The sequence below is a fragment of the Stenotrophomonas sp. 82F1 genome (genome assembly GCF_056861525.1).
This window is the reverse complement of the sequence record NZ_JBSPUD010000007.1, coordinates 147,424-161,757: the sequence shown is the minus strand read 5'-3', so window position 1 is coordinate 161,757 and position 14,334 is coordinate 147,424. Positions and strand designations below refer to the sequence as shown.

Genomic DNA, 14,334 nt, shown 5'->3' with positions numbered 1-14,334 from the left:
GTCCAAGCGTGGCAACGCCAGCCTGCGCCAGATCCTCTACATGGCTGCCATGGGCCTGACCCGATCGAAAGGCGGCAAACCCCTTTACACGGCCATCCGCGAACGCGGCCACAGCAGTACCGCCAGCTTCAACATCCTGGCCAGAAAGCTGGCCAAGATCGCCTGGGGCGTCTTCAAGAGCGGTCGGGACTTTGATCCAGCCATGCTGAAAGTGGGTCAAGCCTGCTTCCAGCAGGCTTGACCACAAACATAGGATCTCGGCTCTACACAACCGCATCCACGCCATGCGTGGATGATTGCCTCCCGGCGCCGACGCTGGATCAGCCGCCCGAGGCGCTCACCCGTATCGCCAGCAACTCCCCGCCGCCCTGCAGTGCATGCCGCTGACGCGCGCCGGCCGCCAACCACGCGGTATCGCCGCCCTGCATCGCAGGCAATCCACTGTCCGCACCAAACGTGGCCTGCCCACCCAACAGGTGCAGGGCCCACGCCACACCCGGCTCGCAGAAGAAGAACATCGGCCCGACCAGCGGCCGGTGCAGCAGCTCGGCCTGCAGCTGCTCGCGCTTCCACATCAGGTTGAAATCGTGAGTGGTGCCGTCGACCAGTTCGCCATGCAGCGCGGCTTCGCCGGCAAAACGCACGCGCCCATGCGGTGGCAGCACCTCGGCGACGCGGCCGTCCTCGAAACGCAGGCGCACGCCATTGCCCTGCAACAACACCAGTTCGCGCTCGACACCGGGGAACGCGGAAAACGCGGCGTCCTGTTCGATTTCGGCCACTGACAGGCGCAATGCCCAGTCATCGCCCTGCGCTGGCAACCGCAGGATCTCGCGGGTCCAGCCGAAGCCGTTGCGCCAGCGTTCGCGGCGGTAGTCCAGGCTGGAAATCACCTGGCTCGGGGTCTGCAGCAGGGAGTCGATGTTCATGCGCGCATTGCATCATGCCGCGCGCCACAGCGCATCACCGCGTTGCAAGACCCGCGGACGTACCGCAATCGCCACCCAGCAGCTGCGAGTGCTTGAGCCAGTCCTGGTCGGGGTAGTACGCGAACACCATCGTGCCGCCTCGCAGCGCGTCGATCAGCGGCTTGGCCACCGACAACCGCACCGCCGGGCAGCCGAGACTGCGCCCCAACCGCCCCTGCAACTGTGCGGTGGAGGGATTCACATACGGCGCACCGTGGATGACGATGGCGCGCTCGCGTGCACGATCGTTGAAACCCGGCTCCAACCCTGCCAGGCGCAGCGAATAGCCGTTGCCGCCCATGTAGGTTTCCTGCGCGGTGAACGCGCCGAGACTGGACATGAAGCTGCCATCGCGGTTGGAAAAATGCTCGGTGCGGTTTTCGCCGCTGTTGCGGCCGTGCGCCACCCATTCCTCGAACAACAACCGCTGGCGAGCCAGGTCGAACACCCACATCCGCGGCTCGGTGGACGGCCGCGAGTAGTCGATCACGCTCAGGCGCTCACCGCTGACACCCAGTTCCGGCCGCTGCAGCGCGCAGCGCATGGCGTGGGCGGCCAACTGCAGCACCCGGCGGTCAGCCTTGGGCGCGCTGCGGGCCAGCTGCGCAGCGAGATCATCGGCGCTGATCGCGGCAACAGGCGTCTGTGCCCCGGCCGGGGCGCTGGCAGTGGTCGCCAGCAGGCCAAGGGCGGCCAGCCGGCACAGGCGGAAAGCAGACATGGGCACGTAGGGAGGGCTCAGGATCCCTTGAGGGTGGACGCTGGCGGCTCCGATTCCAAGACCGGCTGCATTCCCGATTCAGCCGCGCTTGGGCGCACCGCCGGCAGCGAGGTCACCAGCAGGGTCGTGCCCGGCACCAGCACCTGGTACAGCTGGCGGGCGAAATCGGCCGGCAGGGCCATCGGCAACGACGGCGTGGCCAGCAGGTCCGGCGTGGCCTGGGCGCGGTCCTGGCCCAGCAGCGGATAGGCCGTCCACTGGTGCAGGCGCTGCTGCGCATCAAGCGGGCTGGGGGTATCGCTGTAGCCCTGGCCCATCACGAACAGGGTGGTGCCCTGGAACGCCGGCAGCGCGTCGGCCTTCAACGGCGACTCACCGATCATCACGCCATCGCGCAGTACGTACAGGCGCTGGTCGTGCAGGCTGACCAGGATGCCGACCTGCCCGCTGGGGGCGGCCGCATCATCCCACCACGCCTTGTCCGGGGCGCCGGCCTCGCCTTCCGGCAGGGCCTGTCCGCGCGCATTCACCGGCGCCAGCACCGCCGGATAGGCCAGCGTCATCGGCGCGCTCTTGGCATCGGCCACGACCACCGTATCGCCGCGCTTGGTTTCGCTGAACAGCTTCTGCGCGAAGGCCTGCGGCAGGCGCACGCAGCCATGCGAGGCCGGGTGCCCGGGCAGGCTGCCGCCGTGAAGGGCGATGCCGTCCCAGGTCAGCCGCTGCATGTACGGCATGGGTGCGCTGTTGTAGAGGTTGGAGCGGTGGTCCTTGTCCTTCTGCAGGATGGTGAACACACCGGTCGGCGTCTCATGGCCGGTCTTGCCCGAGCTGATCGTGGTCAGGCCGATGGCGATGCCGTTGCGGTACACGTAGGCGCGTTGCTCATCCAGGCTCACCACCAGCACGATCGGCCCGGCCGGCGAAACTTCCGGATGCCACAGGTACTCGCCGGGCTTGAGGTCGGTCGGCCCGCGCACTTCGGACGTCGTCGCCGCGACCGGCTTGGAGGGTGCGGCCGCGTGCGCGGCGCAGGGCAGTGCCAGCGCGGCGGCGAGCATCAGGGTCAAACGGTGCAGGTGCATCCAGCCGATTCCATTCCATGCGAAGGCCTCACCGTACACCATACTCGCGTGGTGGCTGCGCCAAAAGAAATTGCCCGGCGACACAGCCATGTGTCGTACCGGGCAATCGTCACGTCCCTGTCGGCCTGCTGCCACCCCCTCGCATCCTGCGAAGCGGGGGCGGCGTTGCATCCTGCACGCGGCCGCGTCTGTCCTGTTTGTATCTCAGCCCCTTCCACAGGTCTGTGATGCCACCATCCTGGTGATTGGTGCCGCATCCCTGCGACGGTCGGTGGTTACGGGCATCCTGTCCGTAGCCAATGGACCTGCATCCTGCCGGTCCCGACGTTTCCTGTTGTCAGCGCCTGGGTACGGTTCGCACCGGTACCGATCCGGGTACCGGATCCGCAGGCAACATCGTGTTGCCAACGGTGATCCGCCGTCGATTCCGTTCGACGATCGATGTCCCTATCCCCTTCACCTGCGTCAGGTCCTCGACGCGGTGAAACGGGCCGTGTCTGCGCCGGTGCTCGACGATTGCCGCGGCCTTGGTGGCCCCGACCATCGTCAATCCCTGCTGCAGCGCCTGGGCATCGGCCCGGTTGATGTCGATCGGCTCGGCAGCTTGCGCCGCCGCGATCCACATTCCCAGTACCAGCGCCCTAAACACGACAAACCAAGGCACGACGTGTATCTCCTTGTGGTTCTGACCGTCCCGACCGGCAATCCCGTCGGTCGAAACAGTGTCCGTCACCACATGCACACAGCGTATCGGGTTCACGGATTTCTAAAAGCCAGCCAAATACCCGACGTGATGTAGGGAAAACCCTACCCTTGGCCGAGGCGTAGAATGGGCGGATCAGCCATGCAACCGGAGTTTCAGATGGACAGCGCCAAGCTCGGCCAATTCGTCAATGACAAGTGGGACAGCGAAATCGTCCCGCAGTTGGTCGACTACATCCGCATCCCCAACAAGTCGCCGATGTTCGACGCCAACTGGGTGCAGAACGGCTACATGGAGCAGGCGGTCACCCTGATGGAAACCTGGGCCAAGGCGCAGGAACTGCCCGGCCTGAAGGTCGAAGTGGTCCGTCTGGAAGGCCGTACCCCGCTGATTCTGCTGGAAATTCCGGCGACCGGCGCCGAAACCGGCGACGACACCATCCTGCTCTACGGCCACCTGGACAAGCAGCCGGAGATGACCGGCTGGGACGACGACCTCGGCCCGTGGACCCCGGTCCTGCGCGGCGACAAGCTGTATGGCCGTGGTGGTGCCGATGATGGTTACGCCATCTTCGGCTCGCTGGCCGCCGTGCTGGCGCTGCAGGCCCAAGGCCTGCCGCACGCCCGCTGCGTGGTGTTGATCGAAGCCTGTGAAGAATCGGGCAGCTACGACCTGCCGGCCTACGTCGACCACCTGGCAGATCGCATCGGCAAGCCGTCGCTGGTGGTCTGCCTGGATTCGGGCTGCGCCAACTACGACCAGCTGTGGTGCACCACCTCGCTGCGCGGCCTGACCGGCGGCAACTTCTCGGTGAAGGTGCTCAACGAAGGCGTGCACTCCGGTGATGCCTCCGGCGTGGTGCCGTCGAGCTTCCGCCTGCTGCGCCAGCTGCTGTCGCGCATCGAGGACCAGGACACCGGCCGCATCCTGATCGAGGGCATGAACGTGGAGATCCCGGCCGAGCGCCTGGAGCAGGCCAAGCGCGCCGCCGATGTGGTCGATACCGCGATCTTCGAGAAATTCCCGCTGGTCGACGGCCTCAAGCCGATGAACGACGACCTGACCGAGCTGGTGCTCAACCGTACCTGGCGCCCTGCCCTGTCGGTGACCGGCATCGGCGGCATGCCGCCGCTGGAATCGGCCGGCAACGTGCTGCGCCCGCATACCGCGGTGAAGCTGTCGCTGCGCCTGCCGCCGACCGCCGATGGCAAGACCTGCGGCGAACTGCTGAAGGAAGCCCTGCTGCGCGATCCGCCGAACGGCGCGCAGGTCACCCTGGACCTGGAAAAGGCCTCCACCGGCTGGAACGCGCCGGCGATGGCACCGTGGCTGACCAAGGCCATCGACGATGCCAGCCTGACCTTCTTCGGCAAGCCGGCGATGTACATGGGCGAAGGCGGCTCGATCCCGTTCATGGGCATGCTGGGCGAGAAGTTCCCGGGCGCCCAGTTCATGATCACCGGCGTGCTCGGCCCGCACTCCAACGCCCACGGCCCGAACGAGTTCCTGCACATTCCGATGGGCAAGAAGGTCACCTCGTGCGTGTCCAAGGTGATCAGCGAGCACTACGCGGCCAGCCTGCGTGGCGAGACCAGCGGTTCGCCGGTGGCCGCCGACAGTGGCACCCGCCACGGCGACCACGGCTGCTGCTGATCCAGACACACCGTGACGGACGCAGCCCGGCCTTGCTAGGCTGCGTCCACCCTTGGCGGAAATCGCGCGCATGAACGGTCTGTTTGGCAGCACCAGCTGGCTCTACATCATCCTGGTCGGCTTCTTCGTCGGCCTGCTGGGACGCTTCTTCATGCCCGGCAACAACCGCATGGGCTGCCTGCTGACCATCGTGCTGGGCATCATCGGTGCGCTGCTGGCCGGCTGGTTCGGCCAGTACATGGGCTGGTACGCGCCCGGTGAACCGGCTGGCTTCCTCGGCGCGGTCGTCGGCGCAGTTGTCGTGCTGGCGATCCTGCGCCTGTTCAGCGGCCGCCGCTGAGTCGCCACCTCCTCTTCATTCTGCCCCGACGTTGGCGCGCCCGGCGCGCCCGGATATGCCTGCATGACCGAACCCGCCTCTGATCCCCAGCGCAGCGCGCAGCGCCTGCAGTGGGCCCGTACCCAGCTCGAGGACGGCAACGCCGTGGTCGAACGCGCCTCGGTCGACGCCGGCATGCGCAGCTACTGGCGCACCACCAGCCAGCGCGGCAGCCACATCGTGATGGACGCCCCGCCAGGGCTGGAAGACCCCACGCCGTGGCTGCGCATGCGCGGCCTGCTGCACGATCACGGCCTGCGCGTACCCGCGCTGCTTGCCCAGGATCTCGACGCCGGCTTCCTGCTGCTGGAAGACCTGGGCGGCCCGACACTGGCGAAGATCCTCGACGAACGCAATGCCGACGCGTGGTTCAGCCGCTCCATCGAACAGCTGTTGCGCCTACAGGCCATCCCGGTGCCTGCCGATTTCGGTCAGTTCGGCGAAGCGCTGCTGCAGCGTGACGCCGGCCTGTTCGATGAGTGGTTCCTGCAACGTCATCTTGGCCTTGAACTGGACTGCGGCGAGATCGAAGGCCTGCAGCTGGTCCACCGCCGGCTGATGGACAACGCGCTGGGCCAGGCCCAGCTGATGACCCACCGCGACTACATGCCGCGCAACCTGATGCCGGTGGACGGCGGCCCGGCCGTGCTGGATTTCCAGGACCTGGTGCGTGGCCCGATCGCCTACGACGCGGTGAGTCTGTTCAAGGATGCCTTCCTGAGCTGGCCGCTGCAGCGCGTGGACGAATGGCTGTCGCAGTATCACCAGCGCGCGCGCGATGCCGGCCTGCCGGTGCCCGACCGTGCCACCTTCCTGCGCGATGCCGACTGGATGGGCATCCAGCGCCACGTGAAGATCCTCGGCCTGTTCTGCCGCCTGCGCTACCGCGACAACAAGGGCCACTACCTGGACGACGCGCCACGCTTCATCGCCTACCTGGATGAGGTGCTGCCGCGCTACCGCGAACTGGCACCGTTGCAGCAGCTGCTGGACTTGCGTATCAAGCCGGCACTGGCCGAGCTGGCCGCGCCGATGCGCGTGCTGCGCTGAAGGCCGCGTCGATGAAGGCACTGATTTTCGCCGCCGGCCTGGGCGAGCGCATGCGTCCACTGACCCTGCACACGCCCAAGCCGCTGCTGGCAGTGGCCGGCAAACCGCTGATCGTGTGGCACCTGGAACGGTTGGCTGCGTTCGGCATCCGCGACGTGGTGATCAACACCGCATGGCTCGCCGCGCAGTTTCCGGCCACATTGGGCGATGGCCGCCAATGGGGCCTGCGCCTGCATTTCATGCACGAAGGCGATACCCCGCTGGAAACCGGTGGCGGCATCCTCAATGCATTGCCAGCGCTGGGGGACGATCCGTTCCTGGTGGTGAACGGCGATATCTGGACCGATTTCGATTTCGCCACGCTGCCGCGTGAACCGGCCGGCGAAGCGCATCTGGTGCTGGTCGACAACCCCGCGCAGCACCCCAACGGTGACTACCGGCTGGACGCGCACGGCGTGCTGCACCACGACCGCGAAGGTCCGTGCCTGACCTATGCGGGCATCGGCGTCTATCGTCCGTCGATCGTGGCCGATTGGCGCGCGGTGATCGGCGAGGCACCTGGCAGCGAGCGCGTGCCACCGAAGTTCTCGGTGGTGCCGTTGCAGAAGCATTTCATGGCGCAGGGGCGGATCAGCGGTCAGCATCATCGCGGTCGCTGGACGGATGTCGGGACCGTTGATCGCCTGCGTGCGCTGGACGTTGAGTTGGCGGCGAACGGCTGAGCCCCTCGTGGTTGGTCGCGCACCGCAGGCCCTGGGCTTGGCCGGGCGGGTGGGCCATGCAGGGGACGCTGCAAGTACGTCCCTGTAAGCTCGATGGCGCCATCCATGGCGCCAACGCCCCTGCATGGCCCACCCGCCCGGCCTCTGACAGTTTCCGTGTGCGTCCAACCACGGAAAAAGAAAAAGAAAAGCAAAAGCGGGTCGCTTCGCTCACGAAGCGAAAAGCGCATCCACGCATGGCGTGGATCTACGTGTCGACCAAGGTCGACACCCACCGACAGCAGTGCAGAACGCCGTCCCGACAGATCGCAGGAACCTGTCGAAGGCGGGGTGGCTCAGGTTGCGGGGGCGTGAGCGCCATGGGCCCGAGGCATGCCTCGGGCGGGTTGGGCAGGACGCCCAACCCCGGTCTTGCCGTGTGCGCAGGACAGCGCACACGAGCAAGGCGCGACCGAGGCTACATGGACGTACTTGCGCCGTCCCCCGCAACCTGAGCCACCCCGCCATCCCACGGATAGCCCGCTTTTGACGTTGACGTTGACGTTGCTTCGGCTTCGGCGGGTGCAGGGCGCAGCCCTGCCGAACAACATCCCTCAGTAACGAGGACGGCCTTCTTCCAGTACCTGGCGCAGGAACGGCACGGTGATCCGCCGCTTCGCCGCCAGCGATTCGCGATCCAGCCAGTCCAGCAGCGTGATCAGTCCACCCAGCTCGCGGCCGGTGTGCGACAGCAGCCACTCGATGGCGGCCTCGTCGATCGCCAGCCCACGGCGTAGCGCGCGCTCGCGCAACACCGCCGCGCGGCCTTCCTCGTCCAGCGGCTGCAGCAGCACGCGCACGCATTGGCCCAGGCGCGAACGCAGGTCCGGCAGCACCAGGCCCAGTTCGCCGGGCGCCTTCTGCGCGGTGTACAGCACCGTCACGTCGGCAGCGCGCGCGCGGTTGTGGAAATCGAACAGCGCGATCTCGTCCTCGCGGTTGCCCGCCACCGCATCCAGGCCATCCAGCGCCACCAGCTCGCGCTGCTCCAGTCCTTCCAGCGCCACCCGCACCCGGCCAACCACACTGGCCAGCGGCACGTACGTCGGCAGGCGCCCGGCCTGCTCGGCGCTGGAACACATCGCCAGCGCCTGATGGGTCTTGCCGGTGCCGGCCGCGCCTTCCAGGTAGATCCAATCGTGGCTGGCCCCTACCGCGATGGCATGCAGCTGCGCCAGCGCGCCGTCCGGCGCACCGATGAAGCTCTCCAGGCGCTGGTCCCGCGGGTAATGCAGGGCCAGCGGAAGTTGCGGCACACCAATCACTTCAGTTCCGGACCCTTGTCATTGCCAGGCACGATGATATGGGGCTGGTCGATCACGCCATCAAGCACGATCGCGGGCTTCTCGCCGGCATACAGCTCACTCTGCCGGTAGCGCTGGTGCGCATAGCGCAACAGCACATTGCTCACCGCCGCCACCGGCAGTGCCAGCAGCATGCCGAGGAAGCCGAACAGCTGGCCACCGGCCATCACCGCGAAGATCACCGCCACCGGGTGCAGGCCGATCTTGTCGCCGACGATGCGCGGGGTCAGCACGTAGCTCTCCAGCAGCTGGCCGACGGTGAACACCACGCCGACCAGGATCAGCAGCTTCAGGTCGAACCCCTGCGCCTGTACCAGCGCAGCCACGATCGCCATCAGGATGCCGGTGGTCGCGCCCAGGTAGGGAATGAAGCTGATCAGGCCGGCGATCAGGCCGATCAACAGGCCCAGCTTGAGCCCAACCAGCGACAGGCCACCGGCGTAGATCACGCCCAGCGCCAGCATCACCAGGAACTGCCCGCGGATGAACGCACCGAGCACTTCGTTGGATTCCCGCGCCAGCGAGGTGATCGTGCCGATCTGGTTGCGCGGAATCACCGATGCCACGCGCTCGACCAGCTTGTCCCAGTCACGCAGGAAGTAGAACGCCAGGATCGGCAGCAGCAACAGGTTGACCACCCAGGTGACCACCGTGAAGCCCGAGCGCGATACGTAGCCCATGAAGGTCGTTGCGAACCCGCCGGCCTGCTGCCAGTGGCTGCGCACCCACTCGATCAGGCGGTCCGGGTCCATCCACTGCATCACTTCCAGCCCGGTCTTCTGCTCGAACCAGGGGATGCCCTTCTCCATCAACCAGGCCTGCGCCTGCGGCGCCGCTGCGATCAAGGTCGTGATCTGGCGCTCGATCATCGGCACCAACACCAGCAGCAGCGCCACGATCACCAGCACCATCGCCACGAACACCAGCACCACACCGGTCATGCGCGAGCGGCCAGTGGCCTCGATGCGGTCCACCAGCGGGTCGCCCAGCCAGGCCAGCGCCAGCGCCAGCACGAACGGGGTCAGGATCGGTGCCAGCAGCCAGACGATCCAGCCGATCAGGCCCGCCAGCAGGATGTACTTCAGCCGACGCAGGAACTGCGCGATTTCCGCTTCCGGGGACAGGATCATCGCAGGCGGTACTCGTTGCTGACCGGCGCCGGTGCCGGTGCACCGGTCGTGTCGTCGATCGGCGTCGGCAGGGCCGGCAGGGTCGCCGACGGCACCAGCACGCCGTTGTCGCCGAGCATGCGGTTGAAGCCGGCCAGGCCGGTGGTCATTTCCAGATTCAGCTCCAGATGGTCGGCGGTCGCGCGCAGCGGGGTGACGTTGCGCACCACCGCCACTTCACGCAGGCCGGCAGCCAGGCGCAGGTATTCGTCGGCGCTGTTGATGCCGGTCACCACCACGCGGTAGGTGCCCGCCTGGCCGGTGGCCGCACCGGCCTTGGCATAACGCTTGACCAGCGCGTCGGCGGCGCCATCGGCACCGGCGGCCATCGCGCGCATCGCGTTGGCGTCCTTGCTGGTCCACTTGTTCAGTTCACGGCCGTTGTCGACGAACACCCAGTCCGCCTGCCAGCCGCCATTGGCGCGGTAGAGCTTGCCGATCAGCTGCATCGGCGGCGAGTAGCGCGACGAGGCCCGGGCGACCGCGGCGCTGTCCTGGCGCCAGATGGCACCGGCCAGGGCCTGCTCGGCGGCACCACCACTGGGCAGGCCGAGCTTGTAGCCGCGCTCGATGGCCCGGCTCAGCAGCGGCCGCGCGGCATTGGCCTGCTGCACGCTGACCAGGCGCGGACCGCTGCCGTCATCGACGGCCAGCCACAGCACCGGCTTCGGTCGTGGCTGCGGCCACAGCGGCAGGCCCAGGGCCGACACCAACCCGTCCACGTCATCCTCGCGGAAGCGCGCGACCAGCAGGGTACGGAAGCTTGGCGCACCACTGGCGCCCACGCTCTGGTCCTGCTTGTAGTCGTAGCTGGCCACGTAGTCCTTGGCATTGCGCAACGCCTGGACCACGCCGGGGCGGGACATGACGCTGCGATCACCGGACAATTTGCCCAGTACCACGCTCAACGCGCGGGCAAGTGCACCGTTGCGGTCAGCCTCGGCTTGGCTGTTGACGGGCACTTCGGCCTCGTACGCACCACTGGCAGTGGCAACATCCCCCTCGGTTCGCATGCCGCTCTGGGCCATCGTGGCCACCGGCAGGCACAGCGCAAGGAGCAGGGTCAAAAACAGGCTGCGGCGCATCAGGACATCCATTGGCTCGACGTATCCGGGGGGAATTGTTGCCCGAATACGGCCTTTGCGCCAATGCGGCCTGTTAAAATCGGCGATTCAACCCCTGCCAGCGCCGACGCCCGTGACCAACAGCCCGTCTTCCGCCCCTTCTCCCCTCACCTACCGTGACGCGGGTGTCGACATCGACGCCGGCAACGAGCTGGTCGAGCGGATCAAGCCCCTGGTCAAGCGCAGCTTCCGTCCGGAGGTGATGGGCGGCCTGGGTGGCTTCGGCGCCCTGTTCGACCTGTCCAACAAGTACCGCGAGCCGGTGCTGGTGTCGGGCACCGACGGCGTGGGCACCAAGCTTAAGCTGGCCCACCAGCTGAACCGCCACGATACGATCGGCATCGACCTGGTCGCCATGTGCGTGAACGACGTGCTGGTGCAGGGCGCCGAGCCGCTGTTCTTCCTGGACTACTTCGCCACCGGCAAGCTGGACATCGATACCGCCGCCGCGGTGGTGGGCGGCATCGCCAATGGCTGCACCGAGGCCGGCTGCGCGCTGATCGGCGGCGAAACCGCCGAGATGCCCGACATGTACGCGCCGGGTGAGTACGACCTGGCCGGCTTCACCGTTGCTGCCGTCGAAAAGAGCGAGCTGAAGGACGGCGCCCATGTCGCCGAAGGCGACGTGCTGATCGGCATCGCCTCGTCCGGCCCGCACTCCAACGGCTACTCGCTGGTCCGTCGCATCTACGACCGCGCCGGCCGCCCGGCCGAGCTGGAGCTGGAAGGCGGGGTCAAGCTGGTCGATGCGCTGATGGCCCCCACCCGCCTGTACGTCAAGCCGATCCTGTCACTGCTGAAGTCGCACGGCGATGCCATCCATGGCATGGCCCACATCACCGGCGGCGGCCTGACCGAGAACATCATCCGCGTGGTGCCCGAGGGCCTCGGCCTGGACATCCAGGCCTCGTCGTGGACCCTGCCGCCGGTGTTCCAGTGGCTGCAGAAGGAAGGCGCGGTGGCCGACAGTGAAATGTGGCGCACCTTCAACTGCGGCATCGGCTTCGTGCTGATCGTCGCCCCGGACCAGCTGGAGGCCGTGTCCGCTGCGGTCAAGGCGCAGGGCCTGGAGCACTGGACGATTGGCCAGGTGGTCACCGCCCAGGGCGGCGAACGCGTCCACATCGCCTGATCCACCGGACAAAGGAACCCGCATGGACGCACCCCCTCCCTCGTCGACGCCGGTGCTGCCGCCGAACCCGGCCGTGCCGGTGTTCGGCCCGCAGGACGCCACCCAGCTGCGCCAGCTGGCGATCGGCCACTACGTGGTCGCCGGCCTGATGGCGGTGTTCTCGCTGATCTTCATCCTGCACATCGTGCTGGGCATCGCCATGCTGTCCGGCTCGCTGCCGATGAAGTCCGGCGGTGAACCGTCTTCGCCGGAAGAACAGCAGTTCGTCGGCTGGCTGTTCACCGTGATGGGCGTCTGCATCGTGCTCGGCGGGCTGACCCTGGCCGGCTTTGTCGCCTATGCCGGCCGCTGCCTGTCGCAGCAGCGCCGCTACCTGCTGTGCATGATCGTGGCCGGGCTGTCGTGCCTGTTCACCCCCATCGGCACCATCCTCGGCGTGTTCACCCTGGTCGTGCTGCTGCGCCCGCAGGTGAAGGCCGCCTTCGCTGGCCAGGCGGGTATGGCATGAACGATGGACTGAACCCACCGCCGCTGCCACGGCAGACCCTGGCGGACCTGCAGACCGCCAGCCACCTGCACAACCTGAAGATCCTGTTCTACGCACTGGCAGGCTTCCATTGGCTGGCAGCGCTGGTGTTCCTCGGTTTTGTCGGCATCGTCGCCTTCGAACGCGGCATGGATGACGGTGCCGTGCTGGCGACGGTGTACGGCGCGGTATCGCTGCTGGCCATCGGGCTGGGCGTCCTGCAGCTGCGCACCGCGCGGCTGCTTGGCCAGCGCAGCAATCTGGCCTGGTGTCGCGGCGCGGCCTGGGCCGCGGTGATGGCCGGCCCGCTGGGCATGGCGCTGACCGCCTACGCGGTGTATTTCCTGCGCAAGCCGGAGATCGCCGCACTGTTCGACCGCGGCGACCACGTCAGCGTCTGAGCTGGCAGGCGCATGTTCCATCCCTCTGCTGATCGCCCCGACATGTCCACGCCCGCTGCCCCCACGCTCGCCAGCAACCGCGCCACCCACTCCCTGTCAGGACCGAAAAAGGTCGCGCTGGCCACGGTGTTGTGCATATTCGCGGCAACCTGGATCCATCCGCTGTGGCCGCTCGAGCAGACCCTGCACAGCTCGCTGACCGTGATCGGCCTGTTCGCCCTGTGGTGGGTGGACCGGCGCTGGCAGCTGGGCAACGGTGCCTTCATCGCGATCTGCGGCTTCATCGCCATCCACTGCGTGGCCGCGCGCTGGCTGTATTCCAACGTGCCCTATGACGCCTGGCTGCAGTCGCTGCTGGGATGGTCGCCGGATGCCGCCTTTGGCTGGCAGCGCAACCACTTTGATCGCCTGATCCACTTCCTCTATGGCGTCTGCTTCACCCCGGCGTTGCTGCAGTTGGCGCGACAGTCCTGGCCTGCACTGCGGATCGGCCAGGCCTTCACCCTGGCGGTGATGGCAGTGATGTGTTCCAGCCTGGTGTATGAGTGGCTGGAATGGGGCATCGCCCTTGCCCTGTCGCCGGAAGCGGCCGAGGCCTACAACGGCCAGCAGGGCGACATGTGGGACGCGCATGCAGACATGCTGCTGGCGACCCTGGGCAGCCTGCTGCTGTGGCCGCTGGTGCGCCGGAGCGCGGGACGATGAGCATCTGCCGAATCGCCGTGCTGGCCTCCGGACGCGGCAGCAACCTGCAGGCCATTGTTGATGCCATCGCGGCAGGGCGACTGCAGGCCGAGATTGTCGGCGTGTTCTCCGACCGCCCCGATGCGACCGCACTGGAGCGGGTGCCAGCGGATCGACGCTGGGGGCATGCGCCGAAGGAGTTCAGCGATCGCGCCGCCTACGAGCAGGCGCTGGGTGATGCGCTGGCTGCATCCGCCCCGGACTGGATCGTCTGCGCCGGCTACATGCGTATCCTCGGTGCCGATTTCGTACAGCGGTTCAACGGCCGCCTGGTCAATATCCATCCCTCGCTGCTGCCGCTGCACAAGGGCCTGCACACCCATGCGCGGGCGCTTGAGGCCGGCGATAGCGAGCACGGCGCCAGCGTGCACCTGGTGGTGCCGGAACTGGATGCCGGCGCGGTGCTGGCGCAGGCCCGGGTTCCGGTGCTTGCCGGCGATGACGCGCAGACCCTGGCCGAACGCGTGCTCGCGGTGGAGCATCCGCTGCTGATCGCCACCCTGGAACTGCTGTGTGCAGGCCGCCTGGCTGAACGGGAAGGCCAGCCGACATTCGACGGTCACCCCCTGTTTAGCCCCTTGGCTCTAGATTCCGCCGGGAACCTGAACCGGTAA

At 67.3% G+C, this 14,334-nt stretch carries 16 protein-coding genes and 1 pseudogene; 10 read left to right on the top strand and 7 right to left on the bottom strand.

What is annotated here, in order from left to right:
• Positions 1 to 241: pseudogene (locus tag AC13GI_RS10345) on the top strand (IS110 family transposase); the annotation flags it as partial.
• 79 nt (positions 242 to 320) lie between these two features.
• Here AC13GI_RS10345 and AC13GI_RS10340 read toward each other — a convergent pair.
• The 4 genes from AC13GI_RS10340 to AC13GI_RS10325 form a co-directional block, all read right to left on the bottom strand.
• Positions 321 to 929 carry a HutD/Ves family protein gene (locus AC13GI_RS10340; protein WP_482996207.1) on the bottom strand — a complete coding sequence of 203 codons (609 nt, stop codon included), beginning with the start codon at positions 927 to 929 and terminating at the stop codon, positions 321 to 323.
• A gap of 34 nt (positions 930 to 963) precedes the next feature.
• Positions 964 to 1,689 (bottom strand): murein L,D-transpeptidase catalytic domain family protein, encoded by a 726-nt coding sequence (locus tag AC13GI_RS10335; protein WP_380651256.1) that lies wholly within the window; start codon positions 1,687 to 1,689, stop codon positions 964 to 966.
• Between the two features lie 17 nt (positions 1,690 to 1,706).
• Positions 1,707 to 2,774, bottom strand: coding sequence for a L,D-transpeptidase (locus AC13GI_RS10330; RefSeq protein WP_100463589.1), 1,068 nt, complete (start codon positions 2,772 to 2,774; stop codon positions 1,707 to 1,709).
• 337 nt (positions 2,775 to 3,111) lie between these two features.
• A complete protein-coding gene (locus tag AC13GI_RS10325; RefSeq protein WP_243379945.1) occupies positions 3,112 to 3,438 on the bottom strand; it encodes a ComEA family DNA-binding protein in 327 nt (108 codons plus the stop codon).
• A gap of 198 nt (positions 3,439 to 3,636) precedes the next feature.
• On the opposite strand from AC13GI_RS10325, the gene AC13GI_RS10320 reads away from it, so the two are divergent.
• The 4 genes from AC13GI_RS10320 to murU all read left to right on the top strand — a co-directional run bounded on the left by AC13GI_RS10320 (position 3,637) and on the right by murU (position 7,281).
• Entirely contained in the window at positions 3,637 to 5,130 is a 1,494-nt protein-coding gene (locus AC13GI_RS10320; RefSeq protein WP_482996206.1) for a M20 family metallopeptidase, read from the top strand.
• Positions 5,131 to 5,200: 70 nt separating this feature from the next.
• Positions 5,201 to 5,470 (top strand): GlsB/YeaQ/YmgE family stress response membrane protein, encoded by a 270-nt coding sequence (locus AC13GI_RS10315; protein ID WP_089239335.1) that lies wholly within the window; start codon positions 5,201 to 5,203, stop codon positions 5,468 to 5,470.
• A gap of 63 nt (positions 5,471 to 5,533) precedes the next feature.
• The gene (locus AC13GI_RS10310) at positions 5,534 to 6,559 is read left to right on the top strand and encodes an aminoglycoside phosphotransferase family protein (RefSeq protein WP_099819276.1); all 1,026 of its coding nucleotides are present in this window, start codon (positions 5,534 to 5,536) and stop codon (positions 6,557 to 6,559) included.
• 11 nt (positions 6,560 to 6,570) lie between these two features.
• Positions 6,571 to 7,281 (top strand): N-acetylmuramate alpha-1-phosphate uridylyltransferase MurU, encoded by a 711-nt coding sequence (gene murU / locus AC13GI_RS10305; RefSeq protein WP_482996205.1) that lies wholly within the window; start codon positions 6,571 to 6,573, stop codon positions 7,279 to 7,281.
• Between the two features lie 593 nt (positions 7,282 to 7,874).
• Here murU and hda read toward each other — a convergent pair.
• From hda to AC13GI_RS10290, 3 genes are read right to left on the bottom strand one after another with little or no spacing between them, the layout of a single operon-like run.
• Positions 7,875 to 8,582: a DnaA regulatory inactivator Hda gene (gene hda, locus AC13GI_RS10300; RefSeq protein WP_380652292.1), complete on the bottom strand. Its 708-nt coding sequence runs from the start codon at positions 8,580 to 8,582 to the stop codon at positions 7,875 to 7,877.
• Positions 8,582 to 9,754 carry an AI-2E family transporter gene (locus AC13GI_RS10295; RefSeq protein ID WP_099819274.1) on the bottom strand — a complete coding sequence of 391 codons (1,173 nt, stop codon included), beginning with the start codon at positions 9,752 to 9,754 and terminating at the stop codon, positions 8,582 to 8,584. Before AC13GI_RS10295 ends, hda begins: the two co-directional genes overlap by 1 nt.
• The gene (locus AC13GI_RS10290; RefSeq protein WP_243379943.1) at positions 9,751 to 10,878 is read right to left on the bottom strand and encodes a DUF2066 domain-containing protein; all 1,128 of its coding nucleotides are present in this window, start codon (positions 10,876 to 10,878) and stop codon (positions 9,751 to 9,753) included. Before AC13GI_RS10290 ends, AC13GI_RS10295 begins: the two co-directional genes overlap by 4 nt.
• Positions 10,879 to 10,990: 112 nt before the next feature.
• Here AC13GI_RS10290 and purM point away from each other — a divergent pair, with 112 nt between their 5' ends.
• From purM to purN, 5 genes are all read left to right on the top strand, one after another.
• The gene (purM, locus tag AC13GI_RS10285) at positions 10,991 to 12,049 is read left to right on the top strand and encodes a phosphoribosylformylglycinamidine cyclo-ligase (RefSeq protein WP_100551742.1); all 1,059 of its coding nucleotides are present in this window, start codon (positions 10,991 to 10,993) and stop codon (positions 12,047 to 12,049) included.
• A 22-nt stretch (positions 12,050 to 12,071) separates the two neighbouring features.
• The gene (locus AC13GI_RS10280) at positions 12,072 to 12,557 is read left to right on the top strand and encodes a hypothetical protein (protein ID WP_482996204.1); all 486 of its coding nucleotides are present in this window, start codon (positions 12,072 to 12,074) and stop codon (positions 12,555 to 12,557) included.
• Positions 12,554 to 12,976, top strand: coding sequence for a hypothetical protein (locus AC13GI_RS10275; protein WP_099819271.1), 423 nt, complete (start codon positions 12,554 to 12,556; stop codon positions 12,974 to 12,976). The genes AC13GI_RS10280 and AC13GI_RS10275 overlap by 4 nt, the downstream gene beginning before the upstream one ends.
• A gap of 93 nt (positions 12,977 to 13,069) precedes the next feature.
• On the top strand, positions 13,070 to 13,681 hold the full coding sequence (locus tag AC13GI_RS10270; protein WP_482996209.1) for a DUF2238 domain-containing protein: 612 nt from the start codon (positions 13,070 to 13,072) through the stop codon (positions 13,679 to 13,681).
• On the top strand, positions 13,678 to 14,334 hold the full coding sequence (purN, locus tag AC13GI_RS10265; RefSeq protein WP_482996203.1) for a phosphoribosylglycinamide formyltransferase: 657 nt from the start codon (positions 13,678 to 13,680) through the stop codon (positions 14,332 to 14,334). The genes AC13GI_RS10270 and purN overlap by 4 nt, the downstream gene beginning before the upstream one ends.